Annotated in this window: 16 protein-coding genes; 8 read left to right on the top strand and 8 right to left on the bottom strand. The window is 68.4% G+C overall.

Features of this window, described 5'->3' with window-relative positions; translation table 11 throughout:
* Position 1: 1 nt before the first annotated feature.
* The 7 genes from METY_RS05745 to METY_RS05715 form a co-directional block, all read right to left on the bottom strand.
* Complete coding sequence (locus METY_RS05745) at positions 2 to 733, bottom strand: aspartate/glutamate racemase family protein (RefSeq protein WP_103120416.1); 732 nt, start codon at positions 731 to 733, stop codon at positions 2 to 4.
* Positions 730 to 1,557, bottom strand: coding sequence for an ABC transporter permease (locus tag METY_RS05740; protein WP_103120415.1), 828 nt, complete (start codon positions 1,555 to 1,557; stop codon positions 730 to 732). The genes METY_RS05745 and METY_RS05740 overlap by 4 nt, the downstream gene beginning before the upstream one ends.
* A 2-nt stretch (positions 1,558 to 1,559) precedes the next feature.
* Positions 1,560 to 2,408: an ABC transporter permease gene (locus tag METY_RS05735; RefSeq protein WP_103120414.1), complete on the bottom strand. Its 849-nt coding sequence runs from the start codon at positions 2,406 to 2,408 to the stop codon at positions 1,560 to 1,562.
* A gap of 100 nt (positions 2,409 to 2,508) precedes the next feature.
* A complete protein-coding gene (locus tag METY_RS05730) occupies positions 2,509 to 3,810 on the bottom strand; it encodes an ABC transporter substrate-binding protein (RefSeq protein WP_103120413.1) in 1,302 nt (433 codons plus the stop codon).
* A gap of 30 nt (positions 3,811 to 3,840) precedes the next feature.
* Positions 3,841 to 4,935 carry an ABC transporter ATP-binding protein gene (locus METY_RS05725; RefSeq protein WP_103120412.1) on the bottom strand — a complete coding sequence of 365 codons (1,095 nt, stop codon included), beginning with the start codon at positions 4,933 to 4,935 and terminating at the stop codon, positions 3,841 to 3,843.
* A 150-nt stretch (positions 4,936 to 5,085) separates the two neighbouring features.
* A complete protein-coding gene (locus tag METY_RS05720; protein ID WP_103120411.1) occupies positions 5,086 to 6,048 on the bottom strand; it encodes a GntR family transcriptional regulator in 963 nt (320 codons plus the stop codon).
* Between the two features lie 154 nt (positions 6,049 to 6,202).
* The gene (locus tag METY_RS05715) at positions 6,203 to 7,747 is read right to left on the bottom strand and encodes a UxaA family hydrolase (protein WP_103120410.1); all 1,545 of its coding nucleotides are present in this window, start codon (positions 7,745 to 7,747) and stop codon (positions 6,203 to 6,205) included.
* A 277-nt stretch (positions 7,748 to 8,024) separates the two neighbouring features.
* Here METY_RS05715 and METY_RS05710 point away from each other — a divergent pair, with 277 nt between their 5' ends.
* From METY_RS05710 to METY_RS05685, 6 genes are all read left to right on the top strand, one after another.
* Positions 8,025 to 8,708: an amino acid ABC transporter permease gene (locus tag METY_RS05710; protein WP_103120409.1), complete on the top strand. Its 684-nt coding sequence runs from the start codon at positions 8,025 to 8,027 to the stop codon at positions 8,706 to 8,708.
* Positions 8,709 to 8,721: 13 nt separating this feature from the next.
* Positions 8,722 to 9,366, top strand: coding sequence for an amino acid ABC transporter permease (locus METY_RS05705; RefSeq protein ID WP_103120408.1), 645 nt, complete (start codon positions 8,722 to 8,724; stop codon positions 9,364 to 9,366).
* Between the two features lie 13 nt (positions 9,367 to 9,379).
* Positions 9,380 to 10,108, top strand: a complete 729-nt coding sequence (locus METY_RS05700; protein WP_103120407.1) for an amino acid ABC transporter ATP-binding protein — start codon at positions 9,380 to 9,382, stop codon at positions 10,106 to 10,108.
* Positions 10,109 to 10,188: 80 nt separating this feature from the next.
* The gene (locus METY_RS05695; protein WP_103120406.1) at positions 10,189 to 10,995 is read left to right on the top strand and encodes a transporter substrate-binding domain-containing protein; all 807 of its coding nucleotides are present in this window, start codon (positions 10,189 to 10,191) and stop codon (positions 10,993 to 10,995) included.
* Positions 10,996 to 11,249: 254 nt separating this feature from the next.
* Positions 11,250 to 12,173: a dihydrodipicolinate synthase family protein gene (locus METY_RS05690; RefSeq protein WP_103120405.1), complete on the top strand. Its 924-nt coding sequence runs from the start codon at positions 11,250 to 11,252 to the stop codon at positions 12,171 to 12,173.
* A gap of 52 nt (positions 12,174 to 12,225) precedes the next feature.
* A complete protein-coding gene (locus METY_RS05685) occupies positions 12,226 to 13,803 on the top strand; it encodes an aldehyde dehydrogenase (NADP(+)) (RefSeq protein WP_103120404.1) in 1,578 nt (525 codons plus the stop codon).
* 57 nt (positions 13,804 to 13,860) lie between these two features.
* On the opposite strand, the gene METY_RS05680 is transcribed toward METY_RS05685, so the two are convergent.
* The gene (locus tag METY_RS05680; RefSeq protein WP_103120403.1) at positions 13,861 to 14,547 is read right to left on the bottom strand and encodes a GntR family transcriptional regulator; all 687 of its coding nucleotides are present in this window, start codon (positions 14,545 to 14,547) and stop codon (positions 13,861 to 13,863) included.
* Between the two features lie 110 nt (positions 14,548 to 14,657).
* On the opposite strand from METY_RS05680, the gene METY_RS05675 reads away from it, so the two are divergent.
* Together METY_RS05675 and METY_RS05670 are read left to right on the top strand one after the other, a co-directional pair.
* Entirely contained in the window at positions 14,658 to 16,178 is a 1,521-nt protein-coding gene (locus METY_RS05675; RefSeq protein ID WP_103120402.1) for a mannitol dehydrogenase family protein, read from the top strand.
* A 70-nt stretch (positions 16,179 to 16,248) separates the two neighbouring features.
* A complete protein-coding gene (locus METY_RS05670) occupies positions 16,249 to 17,220 on the top strand; it encodes a sialic acid TRAP transporter substrate-binding protein SiaP (protein WP_444849067.1) in 972 nt (323 codons plus the stop codon).
* Positions 17,221 to 17,271 lie beyond the last annotated feature (51 nt).

The raw sequence follows: 17,271 nt of genomic DNA, 5'->3' as shown, positions 1-17,271 counted from the left end.
CTCAGGCCGGCGGCGCGAAGGCCGAGAGAACGCCCGAATATGGCTTGGAGCGCGGCGTCGCATAGGCGCCGCGCTTGCTTGTCTTGAGGCCGAGCAAAACCAGAGCCTCGGCCTGCTTCACCGCGGCGGCGACGCCGTCGACGACGGGCGCGCCGAAGCGCTCGGACAGGGCGGCTGCGAGGTCCGCCATGCCGGCGCAGCCGAGCACGATCGCGTCCGCGCCGCGGCCGAGCGCACGTTCGATCTCCGCCTCGAGCTTCGCGCGGGCGTCCGATCCTTCGTCCTCGAGCGCCAGCACCTCCACGTCGCAGGCGGAGACCCGCACGCGGGCGGCGTAGCCGTAGCGGGCCACGATCTCCTCCAGAGGCACGACCGAACGTTCGAGCGTGGTCACGACCGCGATGCGCTTCGCGAGCTGGCCCGCCGTGACGAGGGCCGCCTCGCAGATGCCGACGACGGGGATCGCGACCGCCGCCCGGGCGGCGTCGAGCCCGGTGTCGTCGAAGCAGGCGATGATCGCGGCTTCCGCTCCCGCGCCTTCGCCCTCCCGAATCGCCGCGATCAGGCCGGGAACCGCGAAGGCCTCGTCGTAGTAGCCCTCGATCGAAGCCGGCCCCATGGCGGAGGTCGCGGCGACGATCTGCGTGTCCGGAGCCGCCGCTGCGCCGGCCGCGGCCGCGATCTTGGCGGTCATCGAGGCGGTGGTGTTGGGATTGACCACGAGCAACTTCATACCGGCTTCAACGTCTTGCGGCGCCGCGCGATGGCCGACATGGCGACGAGCGCCGCCGCGATCGCGGTGAACGAAACCAGGGTGGTGACCGCGCCCAGCGCGTAGAGCACCGGCGTCGTGACGTTGGTGGTCATGCCGTAGATCTCGAGCGGAAGGGTGTTGAAGCTGCCGGCGGTCATCAGGGTGCGGGCGAACTCGTCGTAGGACAGCGTGAAGCCGAACAGGCCGACGCCCACGAGGCTCGGCGCGATGATCGGCAGCACCACGTGGACGAAGGTCTGCCAATTTGAGGCGCCGAGATCGCGCGCGGCCTCTTCGTAGGCCGGCGAGAACCGATTGAACACGGCGAACATGATCAGCACGCCGAAGGGCAAGGTCCAGGTGAGATGGGCGCCGAAGGCGGAGGTCCACCACGCCGGCTGCACGCCCGCCACCTGGAACGCGAGGCCAATGCCGAGGCTGACGAGGATCGACGGCACGACGAGGCTCGCGACTGTCAGGTAAAACAGCGCCGTCGAGCCGAGGAAGCGGCGGCGGAAGGCGAGCCCGGCGCACAGCGACACCGCAACGGTCGTCAGCGTCGTCATCACGCCGAGCGCCAGCGAGCGGGCGAACGAGCCTCCGAAGTCGCCGACGGCCTGCTGCTCGAACAGGTTCTCGAACCAGCGCGTGGAGACGCCGTTCATCGGGAACGTCAGCCCGCCGCCCGGGCCCTGGAACGACAGGATCAGGATGGTCGACAGCGGACCATAGAGGAACAACACGAAGAGCGCGAAGAACGCCGCCAGCGCATAGAACTCCAAGCCGCGCCCTTCGGACGCCATCCTCAAAGCTCCTTGCGGATGTCGACGATGCGCAGCATCGCGGCCACCATCAGCAGGACGAGCGCGAGCAGGGCGACGGCGTTCGCCGCCGCCGCCGGGTACTGCAGCAGCGAAATCTGGTTCGCGATCATCAGGCCGACCGAGGCCGACTGCCCGCCCGACATGAAGCGCACGGTGACGAAGTCGCCGAGCACCAGCGTCACCACGAAGATCGAGCCGATCGCGATCCCGGGCTTGGCGAGCGGGATCACGACGTTCGTCAGAGTCTGCCATCCGTTCGCTCCGGCGTCGCGCGCGGCCTCGATCAGGGCGCGGTCGATGCGCATCAGCGAGTTGAAGATCGGCGTGACCATGAAAAGCACGTAGAGGTGCACCATCGCGAGCACGACGGCGAACTCCGAGAACAGCAGGAACTCCAACGGCGCCGGGACGATCCCGAGTTCCACCAGCGTCGTGTTCAGCAGTCCGTTGCGGCCGAGGAACGGCACCCAGGAGATCATGCGAATGATGTTCGAGGTCAGGAACGGCACCGTGCAGATCAGGAACAGGACCATCTGCATGGTCGCGCTGCGGACATGGAACGCGAGGAAATAGGCGACAAGGAAGCCGACGACTGTCGTGATCGCCCATACGATCGCCACGAACTTCAGCGTGTTCAGGTAGGTCTTCCACGTGACCCAGGAGCCGAGCGCCTCGACGTAGTTCAGCGTGATGAAATCCGGGTAGATTTGGACGCTGTCGTAGTCCCAGAAGCTCACCGCCACGATGGCGGCGAGCGGCAGCAGCAGGAACGCGCCGAGGATCAGCGCGAGCGGCGCGGCCTGCAAATAGGGGGCGAGCCGGGCGATCATGGGCGCGCCCCGAAGCGCGCGCAGCAGCCGCTCCGCCTTCGAGCCTGGCTTTGCTGGGTCCCGGCGTTTCCCAAGACGCGAAAGCGGAGCGTTGCGACGGTCACGCGGCGATGAACTCGTTCCACTTGCGGACCATGTAGCGGTCCTTGTCCATCACGGCGTTCCAGCACGCGACCTTTCCCATCCGCTCCTCGAACGAGCCGCCGTCGCGCACCGCCCCGGCCTTCTCCAGCAGCTTGCCGTCGGGCGAGAGAATGTCCGAGGCCGCGGGCTTGCCCTCCATCCAGAAGCCCCACTCGTCCGCCGACATGTGCTGCTTCGCGGTCGACAGGCAGGCGGAGTAGTAGCCCTGGCGGTTGAGATAGGCGCCGCACCATCCGGACAGGTACCAGTTGATGTATTCGTAGGCTGCGTCGAGCACGAGGCCTTTGACGTTCTTGCCGATGCCGAGCCCGCCGCCCCAGGCGCGATAGCCTTCGGCGAGCGGCTGGTAGACGCAAGGAACGCCCTTCGCCCGCACGGCGGTGACGGCCGGCGACCACATCGACTGGATGATCACCTCACCGGAGGTCATCAGGTTTACGCTCTCGTCGAATGTCTTCCAGAAGGCGCGGAACTGGCCGGCCTTCTTGGCCTCGATCAGCGTGGCGATCGTCGTGTCGATCTCCGCTTCGGTCATGTTGCCCTTGTCGCCGTACTTGATGATCCCGGCGCTCTCGCAGATCATCGCGGCGTCCATGATGCCGATCGAGGGGATGTTGAGGATCGACGTCTTGCCCTTGAACTTCGGGTCGAGAATGTCCTTCCAGTTTGCGATTGGCCGGCCGACGAGGTCGGGCCGGATGCCCAGCGTGTCGGCGTTGTAGATCGTCGGAATCAGCGTCATCCACTCGGTCGGCGCCTTCGCGAACGTTTTCGCGCCGGGACCTTCCACGAAGCCGACCGTGCTGGGCGCCGTCCCCTGGGCGACCACGCTGTCGGGCGTCAGCTTGCCGGTGGTGAAGATCGGGACGATCTGGTCGTAGTACTTGATCTTCTTGACGTCCATCGGCTGCAGCGCGCCGGTCGGGAAGACCTTCTTCGCGATCCAGTACTCGATGTCGGCGATGTCGTAGCTGTCGGGCTGGGTCACCGCGCGCTGGGTGACGCTGTCGCTGTCGAGCGCCGTCATGCGCAGGGTGAAACCGAGATCCTTCTTCACCTGATCGGCGATGGCGTTGAGGTTGGAGACGCCGGTGCCGAACTGGCGCAGCGTGACGTCCTTGATGTTCTGAGCCCAGATCGTCGGGAACCCGGTCACCGCGCCGGAGCCGGCGGCGGCGCCGACCGCGGCCGCCGCGCCTTTGAGCACGGCGCGGCGATTGAGGCCGGGGGTCGGATCGTTGGTCTTCGGATCAGTCATGGCCGGTCCTTGCGTCATGCGGGGTCGGGATCACTGGAGCGAGGGGAGGAGCACGTGGACGTCGGCGAGGCTCCAGGCGAGCGGCGCGGCCTCACCGATCTCGTGCGGCGCGGAGTCAAAGACCGCCTCGTCGGCGTAGACGGTGAAGTCCTCAACGCCCGGCGCGTCGAGGGTCATCTTCATGGACCCGCCCCGGTATTCGACGTTGCGGACGTGGCCGGTGAAGCCAAGGCCCGGCGCGGCGGCCTCGCCGATCCGGATGCGATCGCGCCGGACCGCGGCCTGGGCCGGTGCGCCGAGCTCGAGATGGGCCGCCGCGGGCAGACGGAACGACGCGCCGCCTGAACACGTGAGGATCGCGCCGGCGTCGTCGAGGGCGGTGACCTCGCCGGACAGCACGTTGTGCTCGCCCATGAAGCTCGCCACGAAGGCGGTGGCGGGCCGGTGGAAGATGTCGCGCGGGGCCGCCGCCTGCTCGATCCGGCCGTTCGACATCACCACCACCAGATCGGCCAGCGCCATGGCCTCCTCCTGGCTGTGGGTGACGTGGACGAAGGTGACGCCGAGATCCCGCTGCAGGCGCTTCAGCTCCTGCCGCATCTTGACCTTCAGGAACGGGTCGAGCGCCGACAACGGCTCGTCGAGCAGCAGCGCCTGAGGGCTGGTGATCAGCGCCCGGGCAAGCGCCACGCGCTGCTGCTGGCCGCCGGAGAGCTGCGCGGGGCGCCGCGAGGCGTACTGATCCATGTGCATCAGCTTGAGCATGCCAAGCGCCTTCTCCCGCCGCTCGGCCTTCGCCACGCCCTTCATCTTCAGCGAGAAGGCGACGTTGTCGACGAGGTCGAGATGCGGGAACAGCGCGTATGACTGGAACATCATCGAGGTCCCGCGCCGGGCGGGCGGCAGGTCCGTCACCACGACGTCGCCGAGGCGGATGTCGCCCGAGGTGACGCTCTCGTGGCCGGCGATCATGCGCAGCGTCGAGGTCTTGCCGCAGCCGGAGGGACCGAGCAGGCAACAGTAGGTCCCGGCCCTGATCTTCAGGCTGATCGCGTCGACGGCGACGGCGTCGTCGCCGTAACGCTTGGTGACCGAGGCGAGGTCGATCTCGGCGGCTTGCGGCATCTGTGCTCCGGACTGGGTCGCAGACCAGCAACGCGCGTGCCAAGCGCGGGTCGCTCGGAACGGACGGAGCCTGCCGTTCAGCTGATGGCCGCACAGCTTAAAACAGCGTCAACCGCCCAACCGATGCGCAGCCGTCGGAGGCGAGCGCGCTCACGCCATCAGGAAGGCCGGCGCGGAGGGCCCCCCTTGCGCGCGGAACGCCTCGAGACGCTCCGCCGCCTTCCGCATGCTCGACAGCAGATGGTCGCTGAGCGCCGCCGCGGCGCGGTCGCCGTCGTTCGCCTCCAGCGCCGCGAGAATGGCGAGATGCTCGTCCATGAAGGGATCGATGCGGGGCGCCTTGGCGATCGCCGCCTGGATGTGCTTGCCGACGACCAGCAGGCAGCGCGTGCGTTCGAGCGCGGCCCGGGCCTCCGCGTTGCGGCCGAAGCCGAGGCAGGTCACGTGGATGTCCGCTTCGAGCGCATCGAGCTCGGCGACGCCGTAGTCCGGAGCCGCCCGGTTCGCGGCGGCGTGCCGCGTGGCCATTTCGCGGAGCAGGTCGCCCGGCACGCGGCCGGCGGCGCTTTTGATCAGGGGCGGCTCCAGCATCAGCCGAAGCTCGTAGAGATCGCTGATGCGGGCTTCGTCCATCGGCACGATCTGCCAATGGCCGCTGTCGGTCTTGACCGCGATCCCCGTGCCCTGCGCCCGCAGCAGCAGGTTGCGCGCCACCGTCCGCCCGACGCCGAAGTGGCGCGCGAGCGCCAGTTCGTTGATGCGAAAGCGCCCGAAGACCGAGGCTTCGATGACCGCGCGCTCCAGCGCGTAGTAGAGCGTGTCCCAGGCGTCGTCGCGCGCGGCGCCTGTCGCGAGCCCCAGAATCTCGGCGGTGAGCGCCACCCGCTTCGGCGGCCCGTCGCCGACGAGGACGCCGCGCCCGTCGAACCGCCGCACCAGCTTCTCCGCCTCGAGCTGCGCGAAGGCCTGCTTCACCGGCGAGCGGCTGGCGCCGAACAGGCTCGCCAGCGCGCCCTCGGCCAGCACCGCGCCCGCCGGCAGCCGCCCGGACGCGATCGTCTCGCGCAGCGTGTCCGCAATCAGGGCGTAGGCCGGGCGCTTGCGTTCGAACATCTTTCTGCCGACTCACGGGACCATTGAGACGCCCGGAAGCATCGCGTCATACCCGCCTTCGGGCGTCCACGACGTCCGTCCCGGGACTCCGTCCAAGTGATGGATGCTGCGAAGTCGGGGCCGACGCCGTCCCTCGACGCCTGACGTCCAGTCGTCAGGTCACCGCGCCGAGCGGCCAGGGCACGAACTCGTTGTCGCCGTAGTCGAAGGTCTCGCTCAAGGACGGCTCGCCGGAGGCGACCGCGATGATCTTCTCGAAGATGCGCTCGCCCGCCGCCTCAATGGTATCGGCGCCGGTGACGATCCCGCCGCAGTTCACGTCCATGTCCTCTTCCATGTGCTCGTACATGGCGTCGTTGGTCGCGATCTTGATGCAGGGCGCCGGCTTGAAGCCCGAGACCGAGCCGCGCCCGGTCGTGAAGCAGATGATGTTGCAGCCGCCCGCCACCTGGCCGGTGACCGCCACCGGGTCGTAGCCCGGCGTGTCCATGAACACGAAGCCGGTGCGATCGATCGGCTCGGCGTATTCGTAGACGGCTTCGAGCGGCATCGTGCCCCCCTTGGCGACAGCGCCCAGCGACTTCTCGAGGATGGTCGTCAGGCCGCCGGCCTTGTTGCCGTGGGACGGATTGTTGTTGAGCTCCGCGTCGTTCTTCGCGGTGTAGTCCCGCCACCACTCGATGCGGTCCATCAGCTTCTGGGCGACCTCGGGCGTCTGGGCCCGGCGGGTCAGCAGATGCTCGGCGCCGTAAATCTCGGGCGTCTCCGAGAGCACCGCCGTGCCGCCATGGCGAACGATCAGGTCCGCGGCGTGGCCGAGAGCCGGGTTCGCCGAAATCCCGGAGTAACCGTCCGAACCGCCGCACTGGAGCGCGAGCTTGAGCTTCGACAGCGGCTGCGGCGTGCGCTCCGCCGCGTTGACCGTGTCGAGCATGCCGCGGATCGCCTCGGACGCCGCCTCGATCGACTTGCGCGTGCCGCCCGTGCGCTGGATCGTCATGGTCTTGAGGAACGGCCCCTCCGCGAGGCCGGAACGCTCCAGCAGCATGTCGATCTGGTTGGTTTCGCAGCCGAGCCCGATCATCAGGATGCCGCCGAAGTTCGGATTGCGGGCGTAGCCCGCGAGCGTCCGGATCAGGAAGCGGTAGCCTTCCGAGGCGGTGTTGATGGCGCAGCCGCCGCCGTGCGTCAGCGCGACGACGCCGTCGACGTTGGGATGGCCGGCGAGCCCGCCCTTGTTGTTGAAATGGTCCGCGACCGCCTTCGCGACGGTCGCGGAGCAGTTCACCGAGCTCACGATCCCGATGTAGTTGCGGGTCCCGACGTCGCCGTTCGCGCGGGCGAAGCCCAGGAACGTGCGCCGGTCCCCTTCCGGCAAGAGCGGCGTCGGACGGGCGTCGGCGGCGAAGTGGTGCACCACCTCGCTGTCGTGCATGGCCATGTTGTGCAGATGCACATGGTCGCCTGCCGCGATGTCGCGCGTCGCGTAGCCGATGGTCTGGCCATACTTGATGACCTCCGCGCCGCTGGCGATGAACGCCACGGCGACCTTGTGACCGCGGGGCGTCTCGCCCGACGTCACGACGCCCGCGACGCCGATCGGCGTTCCCGCCGCGACGCCGGAACGGACCACGGCGACGTTGTCGGCGGGGTTCAGAAGGATGGCCTCGGCCTGACGATCAAGTGCTTCCACGGACATGTGCGCGCCTCCTCCGGACGATGCGCCGACCCTGGGTGCGCCGGGCCGATCAATTTATTGGCTATTGCGTGCAATGTACGACCATGATAGGCGATGAAAGTCAACAGCGACGTCAGAGCGCTGATCATGAGGAAACCGGACGGATCGATCGTTTCGACCGTCTTCACGTTCTTTCGGCTCGTATTCCTGCCCATCAGCTCCAAGACGACGTCGCAACGCGACTTGTCCTGAAGACGAAACGCGGATTGACGACAGCCAGTCTGGAACGGATCGAGGAATGGGCTACGAGTTCGACTTCAGTTTTCTGAGCGAGTACGCCCCGGATCTGTGGCGGGGGGTGTGGCTGACGCTCTGGATGACGGTCGTCTCAATTGTGCCGGGCTTCGTCCTGGGGACCCTCTGCGCGATCGGCCGGATCTACGGCTCGCCGCCGGTGCGGCGCGTGGCGACGATCTATGTCGAGGCGATCCGCAACACGCCGCTCGTCATCCAGGTGTTCTGGCTGTTCTTCGGCCTGGCGGTGCTTGGCGCCCGTCTCGACGCCTTCACCGCCGCCGTCATCGCGCTTTCGATCAACGTCGGCGCCTACACCGCCGAGATCATGCGGGCGGGCTTCGAAAGCATTCCGCGCGGCCAGCGCGAAGCCGCCTCCTGTCTTGCGCTCAGCGGACCCCAGCGGGTGCTCTACGTGGAGCTGCCCCAGGCGGTGGAGCGTGTTTACCCGGCGCTCGTCAGCCAGTTCATCCTCATGATGCTTGCGACCTCGATCATGTCGCAGATCTCAGCCGAAGAGCTGACCGGCGTCGCCTACCAGATCCAGTCTTTCACCTTCCGCGGCTTCGAGGCCTACCTCGTCACCGCCGGGATCTACCTCGTCCTCGTCACCATGCTCCGGCTCACGCTGCACGGAGTCGCGCTCGCCGCGTTCCCGCGCCGGCGGCGGCTCGGCACGCCGCTTTAGAGGGATCGGCGCGATGCTCGGACTGACCGTCGATCAACTCCTCTTCCTCGTCCGCGGCGCGGGCTGGACCCTGGTTCTGTCGCTGCTGGGCTTCGTCGGAGGCACGATCCTCGGCCTGCCGGTGGCGCTCGCCCGCTCGTCGAAGCTCAAAGCGCTGCGGATGATCTCGAGCGCCTATGTCCAGCTGATCCAGGGCGTTCCGCTGCCGGTGATCATGTTCGTGGTCTACTTCGGGCTATCGATCGGCGGTTTCGAAGTGCCGGCGCTGGTCGCGGCCGGGCTCGCGATGACCGCCTACTCCAGCGCCTATCTCGGGGAGATCTGGAAGGGCTGCATCCAGGCGGTGCCGAAGACGCAGTGGGAGGCGGCGGAGTGCCTCGCCCTGACCGGACCGCAGCGCTTCGTCCACGTGATCCTGCCCCAGGCGCTCAAGATCGCGGTGCCGCCCACGGTCGGCTTCCTCGTCCAGATCGTCAAGAACACGTCGTATTCGGTGGTGATCGGCTTCTTCGACCTGACCTATTCGGCCAAGGTCCTGAACAACTCGACCTACAAGCCTTTCCTCGTCTTCTCGGTCGCCGCCGCGCTCTACTTCGTCATCTGCTACCCGCTGTCGCTGCTCGCCGGTCGGTTCGAGCGCAAGCTGAAACGCGTCTGAGGAGACATCTTCCATGGATCCCATGGTCCGCTTCCAGGACGTCCACAAATCCTTCGGCGCCGTCGAGGTGCTGAAGGGCATCACGCTCGACGTGCCTCGCGGCGACGTCGTCGTGCTCGTCGGGCGCTCGGGGTCCGGAAAGAGCACCGCGCTCCGCTGCATTAACGGCCTCGAGACGGTGAACGGCGGCGAGCTGCACGTCTGCGGCGAGAAGCTCCACGACGGCAAGACCGACCTGCGCAAGCTGCGCCAGGAGGTCGGGATCGTGTTCCAGAGCTACAACCTGTTTCCGCACCTCACGGTCGAGCAGAACGTCACCCTCGCCCCGCGCAAGGTGATGAAGGTCGGCGCGAAGGAGGCGAAGGAGCTCGCCGCCCATGTGCTGGCGCAGGTGGGCCTGTCGGAGAAAGCGCAGAGCTATCCCGAGCAGCTGTCCGGCGGCCAGCAGCAACGCGTCGCGATCGCCCGCTCGCTAGCCATGAAGCCGAAGCTGATGCTGTTCGATGAGGTCACCTCGGCGCTCGATCCCGAGCTTACCGGCGAGGTGCTGCGCGTGATCGAGCGACTCGCCCAGGACGGCATGACCATGGTGCTGGTGACGCACGAGATGGGCTTCGCCCGCGGGGTCGCCGACCAGATCGTCTTCATGCACCACGGCAAGGTTTGGGAGCGAGGCGGCGCGGAGATGCTGCGCGCGCCCCAGACGCCCGAACTGCAGCAGTTCGTCGCCACGGACCTCTGACGTCTCGCGACGTCTTTGACGCATCACGCCTTCATTCAATCGGCCGCGGTAAGACGGCCGGCCCTCGAGAGGAACAACCCATGACCTTCGCCACCGTCTCCCGTCGCTCCGCGCTCGCGCTGGCCCTTGGCCTCGCGGCGTTCGCCGCCCCCGCTTACGCGGGCACGCTCGAGACCATCAAAGAGCGCGGCGCGGTCCTGGTCGCGATCGACGTGAGCCATCCGCCCTATGGCATGCTCGATTCCTCCGCCAAAGAGACCGGTTCCGACGTGGAGACCGCCAAGCTCCTCGCCGACGACCTCGGCGTGAAGCTGCAGATCGTCCAGGTGTCGGGCGCCAACCGCGTGCCCTTCCTGCTCTCCGGCAAGGCGGACGTCGTGATCGCCTCGTTCTCGATCACCGAAGAGCGGAAGAAGGTCGTCGCCTATTCGAAGCCCTACGGCGTCGTGCCCGTCGTGATCTCCGCCCCTAAGGACGCGACAATCGCGAAGCCCGAGGATCTGGACGGCAAGACCATCGCGGTCGCCCGCGGCACCACCGCCGACATCGAACTGACCAAGGTGACCAAGGCCTCGGCTCCGGGCGCCCGCGTCGTCCGCTACGAGGACGAGGCCACCGCCAACGCGGCGGTCGCCACCGGCCAGCAGGACATCCTGGCGGCCGCGCTCTCGACCGCGAACGCCGTGCGCGACGCCAACCCGGGCAAGAACCTCGAGGTGAAGCTGACCATGGCCGCCTACCCGATGGCGATCGGCCTGCGCAAGAACGACGAGGCGTTCCAGGCCAAGCTCGACGAGTGGGTGTCGGCGAACCTCAAGAACGGCAAGCTCAACGAGATCTACCAGAAGTACTTCGGCATGGCGCTGCCGGCCGAACTGACGAACTGATCCCCCGGCGAGAGCGCGCGGCGGCTGGAACGCCGTCATCCCCCTGCTTGTCCGGGGGATCGATGCCTTCCCCTCGCGTCGACGGTCCCTTGGCCTGGACGGCACGGGCAGGCCGAGCTTGACGCCGTCATGGCAGGCGCCGCGGGACGCGGCTGCCGCGCTCCGCCCAGGCATCGCGCCACGTCCGGCTTCCCCTCTCCCGCGCATTCCGCTATCTCACCCTCGAACAAATGTTCGATTGAGGATCATTTGATATGGCCAGCCCCGCTCCCTATCGCGGCGTGTTTCCCGTCGCCCCGACCGTGTTCGACGCCGACGGGCGGCTCGACCTCGACGGCCAGCGCCGCGCCGTCGACTGCATGATCGACGCGGGTTCGAACGGCCTCTGCATCCTCGCCAACTTCTCCGAGCAGTTCGTGCTGACCGACGCCGAGCGCGACCAGGTGCTGGACTGCGTGCTTGAGCACGTCGCCGGCCGCGTGCCCGTGATCGTCACCACGACCCATTTCGGCTCCCATGTCTGCGCCGAGCGCTCGAAGCGGGCGCAGGACGCCGGCGCCGCGATGGTGATGGTGATGCCGCCCTACCACGGCGCCACCTTCCGGGTGCCCGAGCCGCAGATCTACGCCTTCTTCAAGACCGTCTCGGACGCGATCGACATCCCGATCATGGTGCAGGACGCGCCTGTCGCCGGCACGCCGCTTTCGGTGCCGTTCCTCGCCAAGATGGCGAAGGAGATCGAGCACCTCTCCTATTTCAAGATCGAAGTGCCCTTCGCCGCCGCGAAGCTCCGCGCGCTGATCGAGGAGGGCGGCGACGCCATCGTCGGCCCGTGGGACGGCGAGGAGGCGATCACGTTGATGGCCGACCTCGACGCCGGCGCGACCGGCGCCATGACGGGCGGCGCCTACGCCGACGGCATCCGCCAGATCGTCGACCCCTATTTCGCCGGCGACCGCGAGGCGGCCGCGACGGCCTACGAGCGCTGGCTGCCGCTGATCAATTACGAGAACCGCCAATGCGGCCTCGCCGCCTGCAAGGCGCTCATGAAGGAGGGCGGGGTCATCAAGCACGAGACCTTGCGCTCGCCCCTTCCGCCGTTACATCCCGCTACGCGGGCCGGCCTGATCGAGATCGCCAAACGCCTCGACCCGGTGGTGCTGCGCTGGGGCAAGTGACGCGGGTCTCTCCAACGATCGCGCGCTCCCGAAACGTCCGAAGGAAAACCACATGTCCATCACCGGCGAGAACCTGATCGGCGCGAGCGCCGTCCGCGGAACAGGCGAGAGCTTCCAAGCGATCGAGGCGGCGACCGGCAAGCCGATCGAGCCGGCGTTCGGCGGGGCCTCGCTGGAGGACCTCGACCGGGCGCTCACGCTCGCGACCGAGGCCTTCGGGACCTACGCCGAGACCGACCTCGAGACGCGCGCGAAATTCCTCGAGACCATCGCCGACGAGATCCTCGCCGTCGGCGACGAGCTGATCGAGCGCGCCATGGCGGAGAGCGGCCTGCCGCGTCCGCGGCTCGAAGGGGAGCGCGGCCGCACCGTCGGCCAGCTCAAGATGTTCGCCGGCGTCGTGCGCGACGGAACGTTCCTCGACCTCCGCATCGACCCCGCGCTGCCGGAGCGCAAGCCGCTGCCGCGTCCGGACCTGCGGCTGCGCAACATCCCCGTAGGCCCGGTCGCGGTGTTCGGCGCCTCGAACTTCCCGCTCGCCTTCTCGGTCGCCGGCGGCGACACCGCCTCGGCGCTCGCCGCGGGCTGCCCCGTGGTGGTGAAGGCGCATCCCGCGCATCCCGGCACGTCGGAGCTCGTCGGCCGCGCGGTGCAGAAGGCTGTCGCGGCCTGCGGCCTCCCCGAGGGCGTGTTCTCGCTGCTGTTCGACGCCGGCCGGACCATCGGCCAGGCGCTCGTCGCTGATCCGCGCATCGCGGCGGTGGGCTTCACCGGCTCCCGCGCCGGCGGTCTCGCGCTGATGAAGATCGCCCGGGAGCGCGACGTGCCGATTCCGGTCTACGCCGAGATGAGCAGCATCAACCCCGTCGTGCTGTTCCCCGGCGCCCTCGCCGCGCGCGGCGACGCGATCGCCAAAGCCTTCGCCGGCTCCGTCACGCTCGGCGCCGGTCAGTTTTGCACAAATCCGGGCCTGATCCTCGGGCTTGAAGGCGAAGGGCTCGACGGCTTCGTCGCCGCCGCGGGCGCGGCGCTGTCCGAGACGCCGGCCTCCACCATGCTGACGCCCGGCATCCACGCCGCCTACGAGAAGGGCGTCGCGAAGCTCGCCGGCCATGCGGCCGTGAAGGAGATCGCGCGCGGCAAGCCCGGCGCAGGCACTGCGGGACAGGCCGGCCTCTATGAGGTCGACGCCGAGACCTTCCTCGCTGATCCTGCGCTGCAGGAGGAGATCTTCGGCGCGACCGGCCTTGTGGTGCGCTGCGCCGACCTCGACCAGCTGCGCCGCGTGCTCGCGAGCCTCGAAGGCCAGCTCACCGCCGCGATCCACATAGACGAGGCGGACCACGACGCCGCCCGTTCGCTGCTGCCGCTGCTGGAGCGAAAGGTCGGCCGCATCCTCGTCAACGGCTTCGGCACGGGCGTCGAGGTGGCGCACGCCATGGTGCATGGCGGCCCCTTCCCCGCGACCTCCGACGGCCGCACGACGTCGGTCGGCAGCCTCGCCATCAACCGCTTCCTGCGGCCGGTGAGCTATCAGGATCTGCCCGACGAGCTGCTGCCGGCCCCGCTGAAGAGCGACAACCCGCTCGGCGCGCCGCGCCGCGTCGACGGCGCCGCCCCCGCGCGCTAACCGTCCACGAGGCCTACACGATCATTCGCCCGCCGCATGCCGGCGGGCGAACGCGTTTCAGGGCTCGAACAGCTCGGCATGCGCCGCGGCGAGCCGCGGCATCGACTCGAGGATGAGCGTGAGATGCGCGCGCATCGCGCTCTCCGCCGCGTCCGGGTCGGCGGCGATCACGGCCTCGGCGATCGCGGTATGGTGCGCCGCTACGATCGCCATAGGGACGGCCTCGGCCATGTCGATGTAGCGCACGCGGTCCATCTGCGCCTTGACGTCCTCCAAGACGTCCCACGCCGCGGTGCGGCCGGCGACGCCCGCCAGCAGGCGGTGGAAATCCTCGTCCAGCGCGAACAGCGCCGCGCCGTCGCGCGCCGCGACCGCCGAACTCTGCCGCTTCAGGCTCGCCTTGAGCAGGACGCGCGCCTCGCGATCGACGCGCTGGGCCGCCTCCCTCACGACGGCGCATTCGATCGCCTCGCGCACGAAGCGGGCGTTCTCAACGGCCATGCGCGAGATCTTCACCACCAGCGTTCCCCGTTGCGGGCGGATCCTCAGCAGCCCCGCGTCCCCGAGCCGGATGAAGGCCTCGCGAACGGGCGATCGGCTGACGCCATACCGCGTCGCGATCTCCTGCTCCGAGATCATCTCGCCCGGCCGCAGCTGCATGGTCACGATCGCGTTGCGTAGGGCGCGGGTGAGCTGCCGGGTCACTGGGACGGCGTCGTCGAAAACGAAGCCTAAAGCGTTCATCGCAGCGTCCGCGATAGATAAGTTCGAGAGGCGAACATTTGCGTCCGCGTGGTTGCCGCGGTGAAACTACCATACTAGCATAGCGAAAAGCTCGCTCTGGGAGGAGCGTCATGACGCCGAATGCGGCGCACAGGATCGACGGCGTCGCGGCGCCGAGGGCGCGGCTCAACGCCGACACGCTCGCCCGGCTGCCGGCGGCGGTGCGTCGGCCGGCGTACGACCGCGCCGCCCTGTCCACCGGGATCGTCCATCTCGGCGTGGGCGCGTTCCACCGCGCGCATCAGGCGGCGTTCACGGACGATCTGCTGGCGGCTGATCCGCGTTGGGGCATCGCCGCCGCGAGTCTTCGAACTCCCGACACCCGCGACGCCCTCGTCCCGCAGGACGGGCTCTACACTTTGCTGGTGCGCTCGGGGGCCGGCGACGCGCCGCGGGTGATCGGCTCAATCACGCGCCTGCTCGCCGCGCCCGACGAGCGCGACGAACTGCTGCGAACGATGTCCGATCCGGGCGTCAGGATCGTCAGCCTGACCGTCACCGAGAAGGGCTATTGCCACCGGCCCTCCACCGGCGAGCTCGACGAAGACCACGCCGACATCCGCCACGATCTCGACAATCCGCACGCGCCCCGCTCGGCGCCGGGCGTGATCGTCGAGGCTCTACGGCGGCGGCGGGAGGCGGGCGCGGCGCCCTTCACCGTGCTGACCTGCGATAACCTCCCGTCGAACGGACGCGTGGCGAAGCGCGTCATCGCGCGGCTCGCCGCCTTGCGCGACCCGGAGCTCGGCGCCTGGGTCGAAGGCGAACTCGCCGCGCCCTCAACCATGGTCGACCGCATCGTGCCCGCGACCACCGACGCGGACCGCGCCCGCGTGGCCGAGGCGCTCGGGGTTGAGGACGCCTGGCCGGTGACGGCGGAGCCGTTTTCTCAGTGGGTGATCGAGGACCGGTTTCCGACCGGCCGCCCGGCGTGGGAGACGGTCGGCGCGGAGATCGTCGGCGACGTCGAGCCCTATGAGAACATGAAGCTGCGGCTGCTCAACGGCAGCCATTCGATCATGGCCTATCTCGGCTATCTCATGGGCTACGAGACCATCGCGGAGGCCGCCTCCGACGAGGCTCTCGCGGCCCTCGTCGGCGCCTACATGGACCAAGAGGCGACGCCGACGATCGCCGTGCCCGCGGAGGCGGACGTCGAGGCCTACAAGCGGGCCCTGTTCGAGCGCTGGCGGAACCCGGCGCTCCGCCACCGCACTTGGCAGGTTGCCATGGACGGCTCGCAGAAGCTGCCGCAGCGGCTCGTCGCTGTGGCGCGCGAGCGTCTCGCCGTGGGCGCGCCGATCGGCGCCTCCGCCCTCGGGCTTGCGGCCTGGATGCGCTACGCGACCGGCGTGGACGAGCAGGGAGCGCCGATCGACGTGCAGGACCCGCTTGGGCCCCGGCTCCGCGCCATCGCCCAAGACGCAGGCCCGGTCGCGGAACGGCTCGCCCCCGCGATGATCGGCGTGCGCGAGGTTTTCGGCCAAGACCTGCCGCGCGATCCGCGCTTCGTCGAGGCCGTCACCCGCGCCTTGGCCCGGCTCTACGACCGCGGCGCCGCCGCGACCGTCGCGGCTTACGGAGGCGCCTGACCTTCCAGCCTCGCTTCAAGCGTCAACGAACGCGACAGAATAAAAAAGAACACCTGAGGGAACGCCAATGATGAAACGCACGCTCGCCGCGCTCGGCGCGGCCTTCGCCATGATATCGGTCGCGCCGGCCTCGGCCCAGACCGCGCTGAAATGGGCGCATGTCTACGAAGCCTCAGAACCGTTTCACACCGAGTCGGTCTGGGCGGCGGAGGAGATCAAGAAGCGCACCAACGGACGCTACACGATCACGGTGTATCCGGCCTCGCAGCTCGGCAAGGAAGCCGACATCAACCAGGGCCTCACGCTCGGCACCGTCGACATCATCATCTCCGGCTCGAGCTTCGCGGCCAAGGAGTACAAGCCGATCGGGGTGACCTATTACCCCTACATCTTCCGCGATCCCGCCCATCTCATCGCTTACACCAAGAGCGACGTCTTCCGGAAGCTCGCCGCGGGCTACGAGGAAGAGACCGGTCACCACATCCTGGCCGCCACTTACTACGGCACCAGACAGACGACGACGTCGAACCGGGTGATCAAGACCTGCGCCGACCTCAAGGGACTCAAGATCCGCGTGCCGGACGCGCCGGCCTACCTCGCCATGCCGCGGGCTTGCGGCGCCAACACCGCGCCGATCGCCTTCGCCGAGGTCTACCTCGCGCTGCAGAACGGCACCGTCGAGGCCCAGGAAAACCCGCTGACCGCGATCGACGCCAAGAAGTTCTATGAGGTTCAGAAGAACGTCATTCTGACGGGCCACATCACCGACCACCTCAACATCATCATCTCCCAGAGCCGCTGGGCCTCCCTCTCGGATGAAGACAAGAAGATCTTCACCGAGGTGACGCAGCAGGCGGCGGAGCGGGCGACGAAGATCGTCGAGGAGCGCGAGGCCAAGCTTCTGACAGCGTTCAAGGAGCGCGGACTCAACATCGTCGAAGTCGACAAGAAGGACTTCGAGAAGACGGTGCTCGAGAAGGCGCCGGTCGAAATGTACGGCTACCGGAAGGAAGACTACGACGCCATCCGCGCGGTGAAGTGACGCCGAGCGAGCGCGAGGCGTCATCCCGGCCGACGCGCAAGCGGAGAGCCG

Source organism: Methylopila sp. Yamaguchi, from assembly GCF_002897035.1.
Lineage (GTDB): Bacteria > Pseudomonadota > Alphaproteobacteria > Rhizobiales > Methylopilaceae > Methylopila.
Note: the sequence above shows the minus strand (reverse complement) of the source record. Positions and strands in the feature narration are given on the sequence as shown.

What these genes read in the sequence shown, in the direction of transcription:
- METY_RS05705 (WP_103120408.1), top strand. Translation starts at nt 8,722, where the DNA reads ATGCTCGGACTGACCGTCGATCAACTCCTCTTCCTCGTCCGCGGCGCG.
- METY_RS05690 (WP_103120405.1), top strand. Translation starts at nt 11,250, where the DNA reads ATGGCCAGCCCCGCTCCCTATCGCGGCGTGTTTCCCGTCGCCCCGACC.
- METY_RS05740 (WP_103120415.1), bottom strand. Translation starts at nt 1,557, where the DNA reads ATGGCGTCCGAAGGGCGCGGCTTGGAGTTCTATGCGCTGGCGGCGTTC.
- METY_RS05735 (WP_103120414.1), bottom strand. Translation starts at nt 2,408, where the DNA reads ATGATCGCCCGGCTCGCCCCCTATTTGCAGGCCGCGCCGCTCGCGCTG.
- METY_RS05680 (WP_103120403.1), bottom strand. Translation starts at nt 14,547, where the DNA reads ATGAACGCTTTAGGCTTCGTTTTCGACGACGCCGTCCCAGTGACCCGG.
- METY_RS05715 (WP_103120410.1), bottom strand. Translation starts at nt 7,747, where the DNA reads ATGTCCGTGGAAGCACTTGATCGTCAGGCCGAGGCCATCCTTCTGAAC.
- METY_RS05720 (WP_103120411.1), bottom strand. Translation starts at nt 6,048, where the DNA reads ATGTTCGAACGCAAGCGCCCGGCCTACGCCCTGATTGCGGACACGCTG.
- METY_RS05685 (WP_103120404.1), top strand. Translation starts at nt 12,226, where the DNA reads ATGTCCATCACCGGCGAGAACCTGATCGGCGCGAGCGCCGTCCGCGGA.
- METY_RS05695 (WP_103120406.1), top strand. Translation starts at nt 10,189, where the DNA reads ATGACCTTCGCCACCGTCTCCCGTCGCTCCGCGCTCGCGCTGGCCCTT.
- METY_RS05700 (WP_103120407.1), top strand. Translation starts at nt 9,380, where the DNA reads ATGGATCCCATGGTCCGCTTCCAGGACGTCCACAAATCCTTCGGCGCC.
- METY_RS05725 (WP_103120412.1), bottom strand. Translation starts at nt 4,935, where the DNA reads ATGCCGCAAGCCGCCGAGATCGACCTCGCCTCGGTCACCAAGCGTTAC.
- METY_RS05730 (WP_103120413.1), bottom strand. Translation starts at nt 3,810, where the DNA reads ATGACTGATCCGAAGACCAACGATCCGACCCCCGGCCTCAATCGCCGC.
- METY_RS05710 (WP_103120409.1), top strand. Translation starts at nt 8,025, where the DNA reads ATGGGCTACGAGTTCGACTTCAGTTTTCTGAGCGAGTACGCCCCGGAT.
- METY_RS05670 (WP_444849067.1), top strand. Translation starts at nt 16,249, where the DNA reads ATGAAACGCACGCTCGCCGCGCTCGGCGCGGCCTTCGCCATGATATCG.
- METY_RS05745 (WP_103120416.1), bottom strand. Translation starts at nt 733, where the DNA reads ATGAAGTTGCTCGTGGTCAATCCCAACACCACCGCCTCGATGACCGCC.
- METY_RS05675 (WP_103120402.1), top strand. Translation starts at nt 14,658, where the DNA reads ATGACGCCGAATGCGGCGCACAGGATCGACGGCGTCGCGGCGCCGAGG.